Annotated in this window: 18 protein-coding genes, 1 pseudogene and 2 riboswitches; of the genes and pseudogenes, 11 read left to right on the top strand and 8 right to left on the bottom strand. The window is 68.2% G+C overall.

All coding sequences use genetic code 11. The features are described 5' to 3' along the window. Nucleotides 1-211: 211 nt before the first annotated feature. Complete coding sequence (locus QP512_RS18100; protein ID WP_033835258.1) at nt 212-829, bottom strand: trimeric intracellular cation channel family protein; 618 nt, start codon at nt 827-829, stop codon at nt 212-214. Between the two features lie 84 nt (nt 830-913). Beyond that, a riboswitch (glycine riboswitch) is annotated at nt 914-1,017 on the bottom strand. A 13-nt stretch (nt 1,018-1,030) separates the two neighbouring features. Continuing rightward, nucleotides 1,031-1,120: riboswitch (glycine riboswitch) on the bottom strand. Nucleotides 1,121-1,160: 40 nt separating this feature from the next. Between QP512_RS18100 and QP512_RS18095 the strand changes: the two genes are divergently transcribed. The 4 genes and pseudogenes from QP512_RS18095 (at nt 1,161) to QP512_RS18080 (ending at nt 2,957) form a co-directional block, all read left to right on the top strand. Next, on the top strand, nt 1,161-1,436 hold the full coding sequence (locus QP512_RS18095) for a GIY-YIG nuclease family protein (protein ID WP_107231869.1): 276 nt from the start codon (nt 1,161-1,163) through the stop codon (nt 1,434-1,436). A 144-nt stretch (nt 1,437-1,580) separates the two neighbouring features. Beyond that, nucleotides 1,581-1,997: a hypothetical protein gene (locus tag QP512_RS18090; RefSeq protein WP_286070073.1), complete on the top strand. Its 417-nt coding sequence runs from the start codon at nt 1,581-1,583 to the stop codon at nt 1,995-1,997. Nucleotides 1,998-2,065: 68 nt separating this feature from the next. After that, nucleotides 2,066-2,498, top strand: a pseudogene (locus QP512_RS18085) (nuclear transport factor 2 family protein). Between the two features lie 3 nt (nt 2,499-2,501). Then, the gene (locus QP512_RS18080) at nt 2,502-2,957 is read left to right on the top strand and encodes a hypothetical protein (RefSeq protein WP_286070071.1); all 456 of its coding nucleotides are present in this window, start codon (nt 2,502-2,504) and stop codon (nt 2,955-2,957) included. A gap of 83 nt (nt 2,958-3,040) precedes the next feature. Here QP512_RS18080 and QP512_RS18075 read toward each other — a convergent pair whose 3' ends face one another. Continuing rightward, complete coding sequence (locus tag QP512_RS18075; protein WP_286070070.1) at nt 3,041-4,321, bottom strand: NAD(P)/FAD-dependent oxidoreductase; 1,281 nt, start codon at nt 4,319-4,321, stop codon at nt 3,041-3,043. Nucleotides 4,322-4,444: 123 nt separating this feature from the next. Between QP512_RS18075 and QP512_RS18070 the strand changes: the two genes are divergently transcribed. Then, nucleotides 4,445-5,224 carry an NYN domain-containing protein gene (locus tag QP512_RS18070; RefSeq protein WP_286070069.1) on the top strand — a complete coding sequence of 260 codons (780 nt, stop codon included), beginning with the start codon at nt 4,445-4,447 and terminating at the stop codon, nt 5,222-5,224. A gap of 34 nt (nt 5,225-5,258) precedes the next feature. Here QP512_RS18070 and QP512_RS18065 read toward each other — a convergent pair whose 3' ends face one another. Then, a complete protein-coding gene (locus QP512_RS18065; protein WP_152906551.1) occupies nt 5,259-5,450 on the bottom strand; it encodes a hypothetical protein in 192 nt (63 codons plus the stop codon). A 79-nt stretch (nt 5,451-5,529) separates the two neighbouring features. On the opposite strand from QP512_RS18065, the gene QP512_RS18060 reads away from it, so the two are divergent. Continuing rightward, nucleotides 5,530-6,150: a glutathione S-transferase gene (locus tag QP512_RS18060; RefSeq protein ID WP_286070067.1), complete on the top strand. Its 621-nt coding sequence runs from the start codon at nt 5,530-5,532 to the stop codon at nt 6,148-6,150. Nucleotides 6,151-6,246: 96 nt separating this feature from the next. On the opposite strand, the gene QP512_RS18055 is transcribed toward QP512_RS18060, so the two are convergent. Next, nucleotides 6,247-8,424 carry a primosomal protein N' gene (locus QP512_RS18055; RefSeq protein WP_286072064.1) on the bottom strand — a complete coding sequence of 726 codons (2,178 nt, stop codon included), beginning with the start codon at nt 8,422-8,424 and terminating at the stop codon, nt 6,247-6,249. A 413-nt stretch (nt 8,425-8,837) separates the two neighbouring features. On the opposite strand from QP512_RS18055, the gene QP512_RS18050 reads away from it, so the two are divergent. The 4 genes from QP512_RS18050 (at nt 8,838) to sppA (ending at nt 14,061) form a co-directional block, all read left to right on the top strand. Further along, complete coding sequence (locus tag QP512_RS18050; protein WP_286070065.1) at nt 8,838-9,842, top strand: hypothetical protein; 1,005 nt, start codon at nt 8,838-8,840, stop codon at nt 9,840-9,842. Next, nucleotides 9,835-10,410, top strand: a complete 576-nt coding sequence (locus tag QP512_RS18045; protein ID WP_286070064.1) for a DUF3106 domain-containing protein — start codon at nt 9,835-9,837, stop codon at nt 10,408-10,410. Before QP512_RS18050 ends, QP512_RS18045 begins: the two co-directional genes overlap by 8 nt. 248 nt (nt 10,411-10,658) lie before the next feature. After that, a complete protein-coding gene (locus QP512_RS18040) occupies nt 10,659-12,023 on the top strand; it encodes an MATE family efflux transporter (protein ID WP_014038646.1) in 1,365 nt (454 codons plus the stop codon). Nucleotides 12,024-12,138: 115 nt separating this feature from the next. Then, nucleotides 12,139-14,061, top strand: a complete 1,923-nt coding sequence (sppA, locus tag QP512_RS18035) for a signal peptide peptidase SppA (RefSeq protein WP_049427515.1) — start codon at nt 12,139-12,141, stop codon at nt 14,059-14,061. Nucleotides 14,062-14,181: 120 nt separating this feature from the next. Here the strand turns inward: sppA and QP512_RS18030 are convergent, their stop codons facing one another. After that, nucleotides 14,182-14,394: a hypothetical protein gene (locus QP512_RS18030; protein WP_286070060.1), complete on the bottom strand. Its 213-nt coding sequence runs from the start codon at nt 14,392-14,394 to the stop codon at nt 14,182-14,184. A gap of 111 nt (nt 14,395-14,505) precedes the next feature. Between QP512_RS18030 and QP512_RS18025 the strand changes: the two genes are divergently transcribed. Continuing rightward, on the top strand, nt 14,506-15,282 hold the full coding sequence (locus tag QP512_RS18025) for an SDR family oxidoreductase (protein WP_286070058.1): 777 nt from the start codon (nt 14,506-14,508) through the stop codon (nt 15,280-15,282). Nucleotides 15,283-15,383: 101 nt separating this feature from the next. Here QP512_RS18025 and QP512_RS18020 read toward each other — a convergent pair whose 3' ends face one another. Genes QP512_RS18020 through QP512_RS18010 form a run of 3 tightly spaced genes read right to left on the bottom strand, consistent with a single transcriptional unit; the run spans nt 15,384 to nt 17,492 of the window. Beyond that, a complete protein-coding gene (locus QP512_RS18020) occupies nt 15,384-16,127 on the bottom strand; it encodes a hypothetical protein (RefSeq protein ID WP_286070057.1) in 744 nt (247 codons plus the stop codon). A gap of 35 nt (nt 16,128-16,162) precedes the next feature. Continuing rightward, nucleotides 16,163-16,858: a DUF4124 domain-containing protein gene (locus QP512_RS18015; protein WP_286070056.1), complete on the bottom strand. Its 696-nt coding sequence runs from the start codon at nt 16,856-16,858 to the stop codon at nt 16,163-16,165. 43 nt (nt 16,859-16,901) lie between these two features. After that, nucleotides 16,902-17,492: a Sua5/YciO/YrdC/YwlC family protein gene (locus QP512_RS18010; protein WP_286070055.1), complete on the bottom strand. Its 591-nt coding sequence runs from the start codon at nt 17,490-17,492 to the stop codon at nt 16,902-16,904. Nucleotides 17,493-17,563: the final 71 nt, after the last annotated feature.

Genomic DNA, 17,563 nt, shown 5'->3' with positions numbered 1-17,563 from the left:
TGAAAGCCGCCTCACGGCGGCACGAGTGTGGATGGCGGCCAGCGCCTGCGGGGGTGCGGCCGCGATCAGGGCCGGTCGGAGTTGGAGACCGGCCCATCTGCACCGGCGATGCGCCTGGCGCTGCGCATGAGCGACAGCGCCAGGTACATCGCCGGGGTGGTGCAGGGCGCGAAGGGTAGCGCCGGGCCATGCCCGGCGAACACGCTATCGTTCAATGCACTTCGTCGTGATACACGAACTTCGGCATTTCCCAGCGGTAGTGGATCGCCAGCAGGCGCAACGCGAAGCCGCCGCCCAGGCAGCACAGGATCGCGGTGGCGTCGGCCACGCCCCAGTGCAGCAGCAACAGGTACGCCGCGCCGGTCAGCAACGCGATGATCGCGTACAGCTCCTTCTGGAAGATCAGCGGCACCTCGTTGCAGAGGATGTCGCGCAGCACGCCGCCGAACGCGCCGGTCAGCATGCCGGCGATCAGCACGATCGGCATCGCATGGCCCGCTTCGCGCGCAATCGAGCAGCCGATCAGGGTGAAGGCGATGAGGCCCAGGCCATCGAGCACCAGGAAGGTACGGCGGAAGTGGTGCATCCAGCGAGCCACCCATGTGGCGATCAGCGCCGCGCACACGGTGAAGCCCAGGTACTCGGGATGCTTCACCCAGCCCAGCGGATAGTGGCCGAGCAGGATGTCGCGCAGCGAACCGCCTCCGAGCGCGGTGACGCAGGCGATCATGACCACACCGAACAGGTCCATGCGGCGGCGGCCGGCGGCCAGGGCGCCGGTCATGGCTTCGGCGGAAATGGCGATCAGGTAGATGATGGACAGCAGCATGGGGCAGGCTCCGGGCGCGGTGGGGCCGGCCATGCGCCTATACCGCCACTGCCTGCGCAATGACGGGATGACGATGACCGGTGCCGCTCCCGCTGTCCTTTTGCCTGAGAGTTCAGCGGCGTAGGCCGCGTGCCCCTTCGGCGGATCGTCCCGGGCGTGCCCGGTGACCTCTCTCCAGCTCGGCGAGTCGAATGCATGGTTGGTGGGATTCCAGCCCACCGGCCTGAGCGATCATGGGAGCCTGCGCCTTCGGCGGGCGCCAGCGCGGCGCCTCTCTCCTGCATTCGGGCGCCAGTATATCCGCTGCAGTGCAGCACGGCATAATCCGGCCATGGCCCCGTCCCTCCGCCCGTGGTTCCTGTACCTGCTCGAATGCCGCGACGGCAGCTTCTACGCCGGTATCAGCACCGACGTGGACGCGCGTTTCGCCGCCCACCAGGCCGGCAAGGGCGCCCGCTACACCCGCGCCCGGCCGCCGCTGCGCATCCTTGCCGTGCGCGAGTACCCGGACCGCGCCGCCGCCTCGCGCGCCGAATGGCAGCTCAAGCAGCAGCCGCGCGAACGCAAGCTGGCCTGGCTGCAGGCGCCGGATCCCGCGCTTCTGTAGAGCCGAGCCCACGCTCGGCTTCTGTTCCGTCTGCACGATGCGGGGCCCGGGCATGGACTGGGCTCTACGGTAGATCCACGCCGTGCGTGGGTAGGCCTTGTCCATGCCATGATCGCCACACCCATCGACACATGGATCCGTCCGATGAAGAACCGCGGGATACTGCAGTTGGCTGCCTGCGTGGCCCTTCTGGCCTGCACCCAGGAACCATCGCCACCGCCACTGCAGCAGGGGCAGATCGGCACCGCCGCTGAGCTGGCCGCGTATGGCCCGAGGACACCCGAACCGATCCACCTGCGTCGTGACCGGGTCCCTCCCGATCTGATCGATCTGATCCCGTTCGCAGAAAGGTGGGGGATCGGCGATGACGTGCTTCGCAACGAAATGCAGGAGCGCGCCACTGACGCGGAAAAGCAGGCATTGGCGGATGCGCTGGCGGGGCGCCATGCGCGCATCACCACCTGGTTGGACAGCTTCCCGCAGGGGCAGCCCATGTCTGTAGAAGCCGCTGCGTTCATGTACATGCAGCTGGGCACCGACGAAATGGGCCTGATGCCGTAGATCCACGCCATGCGGGGATGCGGCTTGCACATGCCACGATCGCCCAGCCCTCAGCGCTGGAGACCCGGATGTCCACGATCGCCCTGTTGTTCGCCCTTTCCGTAGCCACAAGTCCTGCCGCCGACCCAGCCACCCTCGCGCCCACCGAAGCCACCTGCCACGACTACGTCGATGGCCAGCTGGAAGCCGACCCGCAGCGCGTCGCCCGTTCCCTGCATCCGGACCTGGCCAAGCGCGCGGTGCTCGGCGATACGCCCGACGAGCGGCTCAGGCCTGCGCCGCATGTCGAAGGAGGAACTGGTTTCGCTGACAAAGCAGGGCGCGCTGAAGACGCCGAAGGATCAATGGGACCGTCGCTGCACGGTGCTGGACTTGACCGGCAACGCGGCCTCGGTGCGGTTGGAAACCCCATGGTTCGTCGATTACTTCCACATGGGGCGCTTTGACCAACGCTGGGTCATCGTCAACGCGTTGTGGTACCCGAAGCCGAAGGCACAGTGAGCGATGCGTGCCGCCGGCAAAGCATGGATCTCCGTCGTCGTGCTAATCGCCGGCATCGCGCTGCTGCCTGGCCTTCTGTACCTGCTCGGGCTGACGCTGGCCGAAGGCCGGCCGCAGCCGGCAGACCGTGTGCCGAGTGGTGTGGCTGCGTGCACCAGTGAACCACGAACGGGATACCAGCCGGTGGACCCGTGGCGTTTCATCGCCCGGTTCTTCGACAAGGACGTGATGAAGAAGAAGGTGCCTGAAGTGGAGCGGGAGGCCTTCTGGATTGCCCGACGCCACCTGTGGCGGCAACCGCAGCAAGACATGCTGCGCTGGCATCTCAGCAGCACCGCATTGACGATCTGGATCACCCGGCATTGGAGTACCGCGCAGATTGCCGACACCGCGAGAAAAGAGGATTTCTGCCGGGCATGGTCGAAACGGCGGGTGCCGGGCGGCCCGATGAGGAGGTAGAGCCACGCATGGCGTGGATCTACTGCAACAAGGGGTCAGAGCCCTTTCCTGCGGAAAGGGATCCGACCCCGTTGCGTGCAGCCCTACCGCTTCGGCCGCCGGTCGTCGCGGTCATCACCGAAGATGATGCGTGCGCTGCGCTGGTAGCTCCAGTACGCCACCGCCCAGTTCAGCAGCACCACGATGCGGTTGCGGAAGCCGATCAGGAAGAACACGTGCGCGGCCAGCCAGAACCACCACGCCAGCACACCGGACAGCTGCAGGCGGCCCAGGTGCACGATCGCGGCCATGCGGCCGATCGTGGCGAGGTTGCCATAGTCGGCGTACTTGAACGGACCGGGTTCGGGCTTGCCGTGCAGGCGAGCGCGGATCACCTCGGCCACGTACTTGCCCATCTGCTTGGCCGCGGGCGCCACACCGGGCACCGGCTTGCCATTGGCCTGGCTCAGCGCGGCCAGGTCGCCGGCCACGAACAGCTCCGGGTGACCGGGCAGGGTCAGGTCCGGTTGCACCTGTACGCGTCCGGCGCGGTCCAGCGGCACCTCCAGCGTGCGCGCCAGCGGTGAAGCAGCCACGCCGGCGGCCCACACCACGGTGCGCGCCGGCACGAACTGATCGCCGAGCGTGAAGCCGTGGCTGTCGATGTCGCTCACCGGGGTGCCGGTCAGCACTTCCACGCCAAGCTTTTCCAGCTGTCGGCGCGCCTTCAGCGAAAGCACTTCCGGGAACGAGGACAGTACGCGCGGACCGGCTTCGACCAGCCGCACCTTGGCACTGGCCGGGTCGATGTGGCGGAATTCATTGCGCAGCGTATGCCGCGCGATTTCAGCCAGGGTGCCGGCCAGCTCGACGCCGGTAGGGCCGCCGCCGACGATGGCGAAACTCAGCCACGCCGCCTTCTTTGCCGGGTCCGGTTCGGCCTCGGCGCGTTCGAAGGCCAGCAGCAGCTTGCGGCGCAGCGCGATGGCATCGTCCAGTGTCTTCAGGCCGGGCGCGTCATCGGCCCACTGATCGTTGCCGAAGTAGGCGTGGGTGGCGCCGGTGGCCAGCAGCAGGCTGTCGTAGTCCAGCGTGCTGCCGTCGGCCATGCGTATCTGCCGGGCCTGCTTGTCGATGGCCACCACTTCGCCCAGACGGACTTCCACATTGCGCTGGTGGCCGAGGATGTGGCGCAGCGGTGCGGCGATATCCGGCGCGGACAGGCCGGCGGTGGCCACCTGGTACAGCAGCGGCTGGAACAGATGATGGTTGCGGCGGTCGACCAGGGTGATGCGTATGCGTTCGCGGGCCAAGGCACGGGTGGCCCAGAGACCGGCAAAACCGCCGCCGACAACGACCAGATGCGGAACGCGCTCACGACTCATCGACTCACTCCAGTGGGGGCATTGGGGGAAGCGCCTGGCATCTTCGCACGCTGACCGCCTGTCACGTCAGCGCCCGCGTGGATCGGCGATACTCGGGTTCAGGCAACCGCCCTTGAGGAGCCCATGAGCGAACCGGAAAAGCGCATCGCCCTGTTGATCGACGCTGACAACGCGCCGGCCTCGAAGATCGACGAGGTGCTGGCCGAAGTGGCCCGCTACGGCGTGGCCAACGTGCGCCGCGCCTATGGCAACTGGAAGAGCCCGCGATTGAAGGGCTGGGAAGCCGTGCTGCACGAATACGCGATCCGGCCGATCCAGCAGTTCGCCTACAGCAAGGGCAAGAACGCCTCGGACATGGCGATGGTGATCGATGCCATGGACCTGCTCTACGCGCGCAACCTCGACGGCTTTGCCATCGTGTCCAGCGATGCGGACTTCACCCCGATGGTGATGCGCCTGCTGACCGATGGCGTGAAGGTGTATGGCTTCGGCGAGAAGAAGACGCCGGAACCATTCGTCAACGCGTGCTCGAAATTCACCTATCTGGAGGCACTGGGCCAGACCCACGCCAGCGTGCCGGATACCGAACAGGCGTCCAGCGAACAGGCCTCGAGCGAGTCGGTGGCCAACGACGATGCGCGGCCGCGCAAGAGTGGTGCGGAAATGCGCAGCGACACGCGGCTGGTGAAGATGCTGCGTCGCGCGGTGTCCGCGGCCGAGGGTGAGGATGGCTGGTCGCACCTGGGACCGGTCGGCAGCCAGATCGGCAACCAGGCCTCGTTCGACCCGCGCAACTACGGCTACGGCAAGCTCAGCGATCTGCTGGCGGCGATCGGCCTGTTCGAACTGAAGAAGGACGGCAAATCCTCCTACGTGCGCGCGCTGCCGAAGAAAAACCGGTAGTGCCGGCCGCTGGCCGGCACATCACCCAAACGGGTCAGATCACCCGTGCTTCCGAATTCGCATAGCCGTCGGCGAACCCGGCGGCGAAATCCTCAACGCCGTTGAAGGCCAGCAGCAACAGGCCCGCACACAGCAGCAGATTGCGATTGGAGCGGCGGTAGCCCAGCACCAGCATCCCCAGCCCTGCTGCCAGCAGAACGTAGTTCAAAGCATCCCATGCAGTCACGTCGTCTCTCCCTTTGGATGGGCGTATCGTAGCGTTTCCGCGCCACCGTGGCGCACCGCTGCAGGCAAGGAAATCCGCAATGTTGAAGATCTGGGGCCGCCGCAATTCCAGTAACGTCCGCAAGGTGCTGTGGTGCGCCGAGGAGATCGGCCTGCCGTATGAATCCATCGAAGTCGGTGGCAGCCACGGCGGCACGCAGACGCCGGAGTACCAGGCGATGAATCCCAACAGCCTGGTGCCGGTGATCGAAGACCATGGCCTGCCGCTGTGGGAATCGAACGCCATCGTGCGCTATCTGAGCGCACGCTACGCATTGGGCACGCTGTACGCCGAAGACCCGATGGAGCGTGCCCAGGCCGAGAAGTGGATGGACTGGAGCACCTCGCGGATGGCGCCGCTGTACAGCGACCTCATCTGGGGCATCATGCGCACCGCCCCGGCCGACCGCGACGAATCGCGGATCAATGCCGCGATCGTCCGCACCGGTGACTACCTGGCCATGGCCGACGCCACCCTGGCCAAGCAGCCGTGGTTGTCCGGCGACAGGTTCGCAATGGGCGACATCCCGCTGGGCTCGCTGATCTACGCGTGGTTCGAATTGCCGATCCAGCGCCCGGAGCTGCCGCACCTGGCCGATTGGTACGCCCGCCTGCGCGAGCGCCCCGCCTACCAGCGCGGCGTGATGTCGCCGCTGACGTAAGCGAAAGCATTCGGGATCAGGGCCATTTTCTGCGAAAAGGAGCCCGACCCCAGGGCATCGGGGTCGGATCCCGCCCGACGGGTGGGCTCTGACCCCTCAATACAGATCCGTCGGATCCACATCCAGGGACCAGCGCACCTTGCGTGCTTCCGGCAGCGCGTACAGCTGCGGTACCAACTGCCCGAGCATGCCGTGCAATGGCGGCCGCTGCGTCGCCGACAGCAACAGCTGCGTGCGCTGGTAGCCGGCCCGCCGCGGCATCGGCGCCGGCATCGGCCCATACGCCTCCACCACGTTCTGCTCGCCCAGCAGCTGCCGCGCAGCCAGCAGGAACGCGTTGGCATGCTCCACCTGCTGCGCTTCGGCGCGCATCAGCGCCAGGTGTGCGAAGGGTGGGAATCCGGCAGCCTGGCGCTGGTTCAATTCGGCCTGCGCGAACGGGTGGTAGCCACCGCTGACCAGGGTTTCCAACAGCGGATGCCCCGGATGATGGGTCTGCAGCCAGACCTCGCCAGGATCACGTGCACGGCCCGCGCGGCCCGCCACCTGGATCAGCTGCTGTGCCAGTTTCTCGCTGGCACGGAAGTCGGCCGAGAACAGCCCTTCGTCGATGCCGACCACCACCACCAGGGTCAGCTTGGGAAGATCGTGGCCCTTGGCCAGGATCTGCGTGCCGACCAGGATGCCGGGCTGGTCGCCCAGTTTCGCCAGCTGCTGTTCCAGTGCATCGCGACGAGACGTGGTGCCGCGGTCGATGCGCACCACCGGGAAATCGGCGAAGGCGGCGGTGAGATGTTCTTCCAGGCGCTCGGTGCCGATGCCCTGCGGTTGCAGCGCCAGGCTGCCGCACGCGGGGCATGCCAGCGGTGCCGGTTGCCGTGCGCCACAGTGATGGCACTGCAGGCGACGGCCGCCGCCATGCACGGTCATCGGTGCATCGCATCGGTTGCACGGTGCGGTCCAGCCGCAGTCGTGGCACAGCAGCACCGGCGCGTAGCCACGGCGGTTCTTGAATACCAGCACCTGCTGGCCACGCTGCAGATGCTCGCCGATGCCGGCCAGCACATCGGCCGACAGGCCGTCGTGCAGCGGTCGCTTGCGCACATCGAGGATGCGCACGCGCGGTGGCCGCGCATCGCCGGCGCGCTGCTTCAGTCGCAGGTGGGTGTAGCGCCCGGCATAGGCGTTGTGCAGCGTTTCCAGCGAGGGTGTAGCGCTGCCCAGCAGCACCGGGATGCCCAGCGCCTTGGCCCGCACCAGAGCGAAATCACGGGCGTGGTAGCGGATGCCGTCCTGCTGCTTGTAGCTGCCATCGTGTTCTTCGTCGACGATCAGCAGGCCGGCCTGCGGCAACGGCGTGAACACTGCCGACCGTGTGCCGACGATCACCCGTGCCTCGCCACGCGAAGCCGCCGCCCAGACCCGAGCGCGCTCGTTATCGTTCAATCCCGAATGCAGGGCATGCACGGCAATGCCGAGGCGGCCACGGAAGCGTGCCAGGGTCTGCGGGGTCAGGCCGATTTCCGGCACCAGCACCAGCGCCTGCTTGCCTTGGGCCAGGCAGTGGATGATGGCCTGCAGGTAGACCTCGGTCTTGCCGCTGCCGGTTACGCCATCCAGAAGGAACGGTTGGAAGCCCTCGACTGCGTTGATCGCCGCCACGGCCTCGGCCTGGTCCGGATTGAGCGTGGGGCCGGGCAGCGGCTGCGCGTGCTGCGGCGCCACGCTCAACGCGACGCGTTCGGCCAGCGCGCGCTTGGCCAGGCTGCGTGCGGCGGTGCGCCAGTCCTCCATGCGTTCGCCCAGTACGTCTTCATCGACGATGGCGTCGGCCAGCAACTCGGCCAACTGCCGGGGGCGGCTGCCGGCGCGCAGTTTTTCGCGCTGGGTGCGGCCTTCGGTCGTCAGCTGCCAGCCCCAGTGGTGGGTGTCGGGCAGGGCGTCGCCATGGCGCAGCGGGCCGGGCAGGGCGGTGCTCAGCACCTCGCCCAGTGGTGCATGGGTGTAGCGCGCCAGCCACTGCAGGCTCTGCCACAGCTCGCCCTGCAGCAGCGGTTGCGGATCGCACCAGGCCAAGGCCTGGCGAAGTCCCTGGCCGTCATCGGTCTGGCCGTGGCCGACCACCACGCCGACCAGCTCGCGGTTGCCGAACGGCACCTTCAGGCGGCAGCCGACCGCGACCGTGGGGCCATCGCCCTCCGGCGACAGGTAGTCGAACAGGCGCGGCAGCGGGACGGGCAGGGCGACCTGCAGGGTCGGAATGGGTGAAAGCATCGGGCCAGTGTAACGGGCCATGCGCGCGCCAATGGCAGGGGGCAAAGGCAGTCGGGGAGCCTCCGTTGAATCATAAATGTCACCTAAATATCGGTGTCCATTGGAGATTCAGTCTTATCCACATGTTCTGTGGATAACGTTGTGCGTTACCAGCTGGCGGACGCGCAGAAGGCCGATGGCGACGGCCTGCCACTTGAGTTGGTCAAAAAATAGCCACACATCAAAAGCAATTAAAATCAATAACTTGAGTGTGAAACAATGTTGAAACAGAGTGGATTCAGCCGGATGCCCCAGTTTTTCCCCCGGGGGGCGTGGTGCTGTGCACAACCTGCAGCACGAAGTGCCCGTGGGCGCAAGTCCTACGGGTGCCGATGGGCTGCCGCTATCATGCCGGCAGACCTTTGGAGTGACCGATGACGGCTGTGCCCGCCCCTGTTTCCTCGACCGCGGCCGGCGCGCTGTCGGCGTTCCTGCGTGGCGTCGAGCGCCGCGCCCTGGTGGTGGCTGAACTGCAGTGCGGCGATGCCGCGCGTGCCGAGCAGACCCTGGTGGCGGTGATGCGCGCCTTTGCCGCCGTCGCCAGCGACCTGCCGATGGCGCAGTGGCCGACCCGCTTCTGGACCCTGCTCGGCCAGCGCCAGGCACTGCGCGAACCCGCGGGCGGGCAGTGGGCCGCACCGTTGACCGCGCTGGGCGAGATGGGGCCGCTGCCGCGTCTGGCGCTGCTGCTGCGGGTGGGCGGCAGCCTGGACGAAGGCATTGCCATGCGCGTACTCGACCAGGACGAGGCCGGTTATCAGCACCTGCTGGCCGATGCCTGCCCGCGCGATGCACACGGCCAGCCCGATGCCTCGGCCTGGCGCCAGCTGGCCGAGCAGGTGCAGCTGCGCATCCGCGACCTGCCGGCCAAGCGTCTGCAGCAGCTGCAGCAGCCAGCCGCACCGGCCGCCAGCAATGAAGCGCCCACGACCAGCTGGCGCGCACCGCAGCGCGATGAACGTGCGGCCGCCCCTGCCAAGCGCCGGCGCGCGAATGCCAAGCCACGCTGGCGCGGCCCGCTGATCCTGCTGGTGACCGTGGCTGTGCTGCTGGTTGCCGCGCTGGGCTGGCGCCACTGGCAGGGCCGTTCGTTGGGCAGTGATGCACCGTTGCCGGAAGGCGTGGTGGGCGAGGCCGGTCCGGTGACCGTGGAAGCTCTTCCGCCAAGCAAGGTCAACGCCACGCCGGATGCGACCCCGGCCCAGGCCGCCGACGACGCCACCATGCTCGCAGACCGTGATTATCCCTTGGTGGCCGATGCCGATCTGTACGCCTGGACTGCCGCCGGCGGCCCGCTGCCGGTGGATGAATCCCAATCCAAGCCGAGCCGGCCGGAGCCGGCCAGCGCCACGCTGGAAACCGCTGCTGCCGATGAATAAGACCGTGTTCGCCAGCGTGCTGCTGGCCCTGCCGTTGTCGCTTTCGGCCGCGCCGCAGACCTTGAACGTGCCGTTGCCGCCGCCGGTGCCGGCCACTGCATCTGCCGCGCCAGCCCCCCCGGCCGCACCCACATCGTTTGCCCAGCTCGATGCCCCGCAGCAGCGTCAGCGCCGTGCCGATTACGCAGCCTGGCGCGCCCTGCCGGAGAGCGAGCGCGAGCGCATCCGACAGGCCGCGGCGCGATTCAATGCGTTGCCGACGGACCAGCAGCAGCGCCTGCGCCAGCAGTTCCAGGCGCAGGACCAGGCGTTCCGTGAAGGCTGGCGGCTGGGCCCGCAGCTGGGGCTGGAATTCCCCAAGCTGCACGGCCTGTTCGGCTTCGTGCCACCGGAACAGCGCGAGGCCGCGCTGGCCGTGCTGCGCCAGCTCAGCCCGGCGCAGCTGGCCCAGCTGACCCTGGTCGCGCAGCGCACGCCACCGCAGGAACGCGACGCGGTGCGCGGCGCGTTCCTCGCCGTCCCGGCCGCCGAGCGCGACACCTGGCTCAAGCGCCAGGCCGGTCAATAGACCCCGAGGCGTAGCGTCGACGGGTAGAGTCGACTTCCGCGCGCAGCGCGGGGTTTTCGCGGTTCTGTATGAAGCGCAGTCGACCCAAAGCGCAGTCGACTAACAGTCGACTCTACTGCACCGAGGTCTGCCGGGACCCGGTATTCACGCCATGTCATGGGAATGCGCGCGCGGCGCGCGTAAGATGACCGGCCGCAACCCGGTGTCTGTGCCCTTCGCGCGCAACCGTAGTTCGCGTCAAGCACCTTATGTCTACTGCAACCTCCACGCCGCGCTTCAGCAAGGAAGTCGGCGCCACCGGTCTGCTCGCCCTGCCGCTTGTGCTCGGGCACGTGTCCACCGGTCTGATCTCCTTCGTCGACAATGTGATTGCCGGCCACCACGCCACGGCGACCCTGGCCGCGGTGACCATCGGTACCGCGCTGTTGTGGCTGCCGATGCTGATCCCGATCGGCACGCTCATCTCGCTTACCGCTTCGGTCTCGCAGCTGCATGGCGCCGGCCGCGAGCGCGAGATCGGCCCGCTGTTCCGCCAGGCGCTGTGGTTGGCGCTGGGCCTGGGCCTGATCATGTTCACCTTCCTCACGGTGGTGCCGCCGCTGCTGCCGGCCTTCGGCATCGCGCCGGACATCGTGCCGGGCGCCACCGCGTTCCTGCATGCAGTGCGCTGGGGTGGCCCGGCGCTGACCCTGTACTTCTGCATGCGCTACCTCAGCGAGGGCATGCACTGGACGCTGCCGACCATGCTGCTCGGTTTCGGTGGCCTGCTGGTGCTGGCCCCGATGGGCTATGTGCTGGCCAACGGCAAGCTCGGCTTCCCGGAAATGGGCGCCGAAGGGCTCGGCATCGCCTCGGCGGTGATGATGTGGCTGCAGGCGATCGCCTTCGCCACCTACCTGTGGTTCACCAAGCGCTTCGCCCACCTGCAGCTGTTCTCGCACTTCGAGGGGCCGCGCTGGAAGGCGATCTGGGAATTGCTGCGCACCGGCCTGCCGATCGGCATTACCGTGCTGATGGAAGGCGGCCTGTTCATCGTCACCGCGCTGCTGATCGGCCGCCTCGGTGCCAATGAAGCGGCCGCACACCAGATCGCGATCAACGTGGCGCAGCTGTGCTTCATGATCCCGATGGGCGTGGCCGAGGCCACCACCGTACGCGTCGGCCATGCGGTCGGCCGCGGCGATGGTTTCGGCGTGCGCCGCGCGGCGTGGGCCGGCTACGCGATCATCATGGGCACGCAGACGCTGTCGGCGGCGGTGCTGCTGTTCGGCCACGACGCCATCGTCGGTGTCTACACCAATGACCTGGCGGTGGCCGGCCTGGCCTCGACCCTGCTGCTGTACGCGGCCACCTTCCAGTTCCCGGACGGCATCCAAGTGCTGTCGGCCGGTGCGCTGCGTGGCCTGAAGGACACCCGCGTGCCGATGTTCATCGCCATGTTCGCGTACTGGGGCCTGGGCATGCCGCTCGGCGCCGGGCTCGGCCTGGGCCTGGGCATGGGCCCGCAGGGCATGTGGATCGGCCTGATCGTCGGCCTGACTGCCGCCGCCATCCTGATGGGCTGGCGCCTGCGCCGCAGCAGCCTGCGCATCGGCCAGTCGATGCTGTCCTGATCCTCCCGCCTGCCATGCCGACCCATGGCGGGCGATCCCCTGACTTGTGTCCGATGCCGCATCACGCGGCACCGGCTATGCTGGTACCACGGCAAGAAGCCATCCGGAGCGCTCCATGAATCAACCCGTGCCCCCACTGCCCCCGGCGCGTCGCAATCCCGTCGCCAGTTTCTTCATCGGGCTGTGGGACGTCATGAACTTCACCCGCCGGTTGATCCTCAACCTGGTGTTCTTCGGCCTGCTGTTCCTGCTGCTGGTGATGTTCGTCATCGCCGCCGGCATGGGTGCCGGCGCCAGCAAGTCGCTGCAGGACCGCACCACCCTGGTGATCGCGCCGGAAGGCCGCCTGGTCGAGCAGTTCAGCGCCGATCCGGTCAGCCGTGCGCTGGCCAAGGCGGTGGGCGACAACGGCGCCGAAGAGATCCAGCTGCGCGACCTGCTGCGGGTGATCGAGTCGGCCAAGGAAGACAAGAAGATCGAGCGCGTGGTGCTGGAGCTGGACAAGCTGCAGCCGTCGGGCTTTGCCTCGCTGCGTGAAGTCGCCGCCGCGCTGCAGGACCTGCGCGCCTCCGGCAAGCAGCTGGTGGCCTACAGCGAGAGCATGGGCCAGTCGCAGTACCTGCTGGCCGCACAGGCCGACGAGGTCTACCTCGACCCGATGGGGTCGGTGGTGCTCGAGGGCCTGGGCCGCTACCGCCAGTACTTCCGCACCGGCCTGCAGGACAAGCTGGGCGTGGATGTGCACCTGTTCAAGGTGGGCGAGTACAAGTCCGCTGCCGAGCCGTACGTGCTCGACGCCGCCTCGCCGGCCTCCAAGGAAGCCGACCTGTTCTGGATGAACGACGTGTGGCAGCGCTACCTGGCCGACATCGCCAAGGCCCGCCGCTTGGATCCGGCGCAGCTGGCGGCTGGCATCGACACCCTGCCGGAAGGCATCGCCGCCGCCGGTGGCGACCTGGCCAAGTTCGCCCTGCAGCAGAAGCTGGTGACCGCGCTGAAGACCCGCGAGGAATTCGAGGATCTGATGATCGAGCGCGGCGTGGCCGACGACGATGCCGACGGCGGTTTCCGCAACGTCGACTTCGGTCGTTACCTGGCCCTGCTCGACGCGCGCCGCAACCCGGTGGACTCGCGTCCGCAGGTGGCGGTGGTGGTGGCCGAAGGCGAGATCAGCGGTGGCGACCTGCCGGCCGGCCGCATCGGCGGCGAGTCGACCTCGGCGCTGCTGCGTGCCGCGCGTGACGACGAAAACGTGAAGGCGGTGGTGCTGCGCGTGGATTCGCCGGGCGGTGAAGTGTTCGCCTCCGAGCAGATCCGCCGCGAAGTGGTTGCCCTGCAGGCTGCCGGCAAGCCGGTGGTGGTGTCGATGGGCGACCTGGCTGCTTCCGGTGGCTACTGGATCAGCATGAACGCCGATCGCATCTATGCCGATCCGTCGACCATCACCGGTTCGATCGGCATCTTCGGCATGGTGCCCAACTTCAGCCGCGCGCTGGACAAGATCGGCGTGCACACCGATGGTGTCGGCACCACCCGCTTTGCCGGCGCCTTCGACGTCACCCGCCCGATGGATCCGGCCGTCGGCCAGGTCATCCAGACGGTGATCAACAAGGGCTATGCCGACTTCACCGGTCGCGTGGCCGATGCCCGCAAGAAGCCGGTCGAGGCGGTCGATGAAGTGGCCCGTGGCCGCGTGTGGAGCGGTGCGCAGGCCAAGGAACGTGGCCTGGTCGATGCCTTCGGTGGCCTGAAGGACGCCGTGGCCGACGCCGCCAGCCGTGCCAAGCTGGGCAAGGCCGATGCCTACCGCGTGCGCTACATCGAGAAGGCGGCGACGCCGTTCGCGCAGTTCGTCAGCGGTTTCGCCGGCAGCCGTGCCGGCGCCTGGATGCTGTCCGATTCGGGCATGGCGCGGATGATGCTGGCGCGCACGATGCCGGAAGTGGATACGCAGCTGCGCTTCGTCGAGAACGCGGCCCGCGAGAAGGGCAACGGCGCGCCGGTGAAGGCGCTGGCGTATTGCTTCTGCGGATTCTGATCGGAAAGCATCCACGCATGGCGTGGATCTACTGGAAACGCCCGGCTTCGGCCGGGCGTTTTCGTTCATGGGGTAGGAGCCCTCTGCGTCGCAAAGGGCTCTGACCCCACAGGCCACCCGTCATTGCGTCGCGTCGGCCTCGGCCTTGCGCTCGCGTGCGGCCGCTTCGTCCACGGCCTTCTGCGCGCCCTTGGCACGGTCCAGCGGCTCCTGCATCGCACGCGAGATCGCTTTGGGCACCGGTGGCTTCTCCGGGTTCGGTGTCGGCGGACGCTGGCAGGCCACCAGCAGCACGCTGGCCAGCAGGGGCGAGGACAGGATCAGGATGCGCATGGCGGGTCTCCGCGGTGGGCGTACGTGCAGTGTCGCATCCCCGGCAGGGCGCGGCCGTGAGCGCGTATCCTTGCCGCATCGAAATGCAGCGGGCGCGGCCCCGGAGGACACATGACCCAGCAACGGTGGCGCCTGGATGGCCAGACGGCTCTGATTACCGGCGCCAGCGCCGGCATCGGCCTGGCCATCGCGCATGAACTGGCCGGCTTCGGCGCTGACCTGATGATCGTCGGCCGCGATATCGACATGCTGGAGACCGCGCGCGACGAACTGCTGGACGTGTATCCGCAGATGCAGGTACACGCGCTGGCCGCCGATGTCTCCGACGACGAGGACCGCCGGCAGATCCTGGACTGGGTGGAAGACCACAGCGATGGCCTGCACATCCTGGTCAACAACGCCGGCGGCAACGTCACCAGGGCGGCCACGGAGTATTCCGAGGACGAATGGCGCAAGATCTTCGAGACCAACCTGTTCTCGGCGTTCGAGCTGTCGCGCTACGCGCATCCGTTGCTGGCACGCCACGCATCGTCGTCGATCGTCAACGTCGGCAGCGTGTCCGGCCTGACCCATGTGCGCAGCGGCGTGGTCTACGGCATGACCAAGGCCGCGATGCACCAGATGACCCGCAATCTGGCCGTCGAGTGGGCCGAGGATGGCATCCGGGTCAATGCGGTGGCGCCGTGGTACATCCGCACGCGGCGCACGTCCGGGCCGCTGTCCGACCCGGATTACTACGAGGAAGTGGTCAACCGCACACCGATGCGCCGCATTGGCGAGCCGGAGGAAGTGGCCGCGGCCGTAGGCTTCCTGTGCCTGCCTGCCGCCAGCTATGTCACCGGCGAGTGCATCGCGGTGGATGGCGGTTTCCTGCGTTACGGGTTCTGATCTCGGGTGGTCTTTTCGCCGGGCATGGCCCGGCGCCACCGGGACCGTGCCCGGTCATGCCCGGCGGAGGTAGCGTAGATCCACGCCACGCGTGGAAGCGGTCACCCTGGTACCGGGCAGTTGCTCGCCTCCAGCACACCCTGCAGCCGTTCGCGCTCCCCGCGTGCGGCGTCGCGCTTCTCCGGCGTGGCGAACCGCTCGCGGCCGCGTGCGTCGCGGAAGCGTTGCTGCCAGCCGCCGCATCGCTGTGCTTCGGGCAATTCCTCGCAACGGTCGCGCACGACTTCGCAACCGGCCGCATTGGCCGGCGTGACACCGCCCAGCCCCTGCACCGTCATCGGTTCGCAGCGACCAGGCGCGGCCTCGTATTCGTACAGGTAACCACCGCCCTGGCTGTCGGTGCACTGGAAGATCGAGGGCAGCGGCGGCTTCGGTGGCCCGTTGCCCGCTTCGGCGCGGGCCTCGGCGTCTCGACGCAGGGTCGCGCTGTCGAGAATCTGGTTGCCGCCTTCGCGTTCGACCATTCCCGCTTCCATGATGGTGCGCCCTTCGTCCGCGCGCCTTGGAGCCGCTGCGGCCGCAGGCACTGCAGCGGACCTGGTCGGCGCTGCGGCGGGCATCTCGGCGACCGCAGGTGGTGGCGCCGCCGTCGGCACGACCACCGCTGGCTGCGCGTTGGACGGGTCGGGCACGCGCAGCACCTGCTGCTTGCTGCCGGACGGGCAGGGCGTACGTTGCAGGGTCGGAATGTCGCTGCTGCTGGACGTGCAGCGGTAGATCACACTCTCCTCAGCCAGTGCGCTGCCAGGCAGCAATGCCAGGGCCAGCCAGATCAGTCTCTTCATGCCTACAGCGTACAGGCTGCGATGCCGGGCTGCGCTCAGCGCTGGCAGTCGCGCGACAGGCGCGCGTCGATGCCACGCTGTTCATTGCTGATGGCGGTGCGCTCGCTCTGCAATGCGCTGTTGTAGCGACGATCCAGTTCCCAGCGGCGATCGCGCAGCCGCGCGCACACCTCCTGTGGCGGCAGCGCATGGCAGCTGTCGCGCACCAGCACGCTGCCGGCCGGGACCTGCACGCCTACGCCGACCGCAGGCGGCCGGTAGCCTGCGCCTTCGCCGACGGGTGGACCGATCGGTGTGCCGATGGCCGGGCGTGGACCAGGGTAGGCCGGGCCACGATGCCCGTGCGGCAGCCAGACGCTGGTCCACAAGGGCACCCAACGCGGATTGCCTTCGTTGTTGTCGCTGGTATAGCGCTGCCCGTCGTCGCTCACGCACTCGTACATCGGCTGCGGCGGCTGGATGTAGACGTGGCGGACTTCGCGATCGCGCACGGCCGGAACCGCGTCCGGCGGTGCGGGTGCCGCATCGCTGCGCACCACGCGCGGCGCCGGATCGCGTGGACGCTGCAGGTCGCGAACTTCCTGGCGGCCGCTGTTGCAGGGTTTGTCCTGCAGGGCGACGGCACCGTTGCTGGCCACGCAGCGGTACACGCGCACGTCCTCGGCGTCCGCAGCAGGCGCCATCCACGGCAGCAGCAGGCTGAGACTGAGGGCGGCGCGCAACAGGTTCATGGCGGCAGGGTGCGTGATTGTCCGGGGCAGCGCAATCGGCCGCTCAGGAGCGCAGCACGTTGCCGCTGAGGGCGTCGCGGATCGGCGTGGGTTGGGCCAGGCCGCCGGTCTCCCCATCGAGGATGCCGTCGAGCAGGCGCAGCAGGCGCGGATCAAGCTCTTCGCGGCTGCGTGCCGGGGGCTCGCCGGCCAGGTTGGCGCTGGTGGACACCAGCGGGCCTCCCCAGGCGCGGCAGAGTTCGGCCACCAGCGGGTGGGCGCTGATGCGTACCGCGATGCCGCTGTGTTCGCCGGTCACCCAGGGCCGCGCACGCGGGCCCGCCGGCAGGATCCAGGTATTGGCGCCGGGCCAGCTGGCCAGCACCGCGCGCTGGCGGGCATCTGGCAGGGCCTGCAGGCGCACCCAGCCTTCCAGTTGCGGCAACTCGGCGGCGACCAGGATCATGCCCTTCTCGATCGGACGCTGCTTCAGCCGCAGCACCATGTGCACGGCCGCTTCGTGCGAGGGATCGCAGCCCAGGCCCCAGACCGCTTCGGTCGGGTAGGCGATCACGCCGCCCGCGCGGAGCGTGGCGACGGCAGAGTCCAGGGTGAGTTCTTTCATGGCGGAGACCGGCCCGGCGTGGGCCTTCATTATCCCCCTGCAGCGTGCAGATGGGGTGGAACCCGCACCCCCGGTGGGTGCGGACCGTTGGTCCGCACACC

Source organism: Stenotrophomonas sp. 57, from assembly GCF_030291075.1.
Lineage (GTDB): Bacteria > Pseudomonadota > Gammaproteobacteria > Xanthomonadales > Xanthomonadaceae > Stenotrophomonas.
The sequence above is the reverse complement of the archived record's forward strand: the minus strand, read 5'-3'. Positions and strand labels throughout refer to the sequence as shown.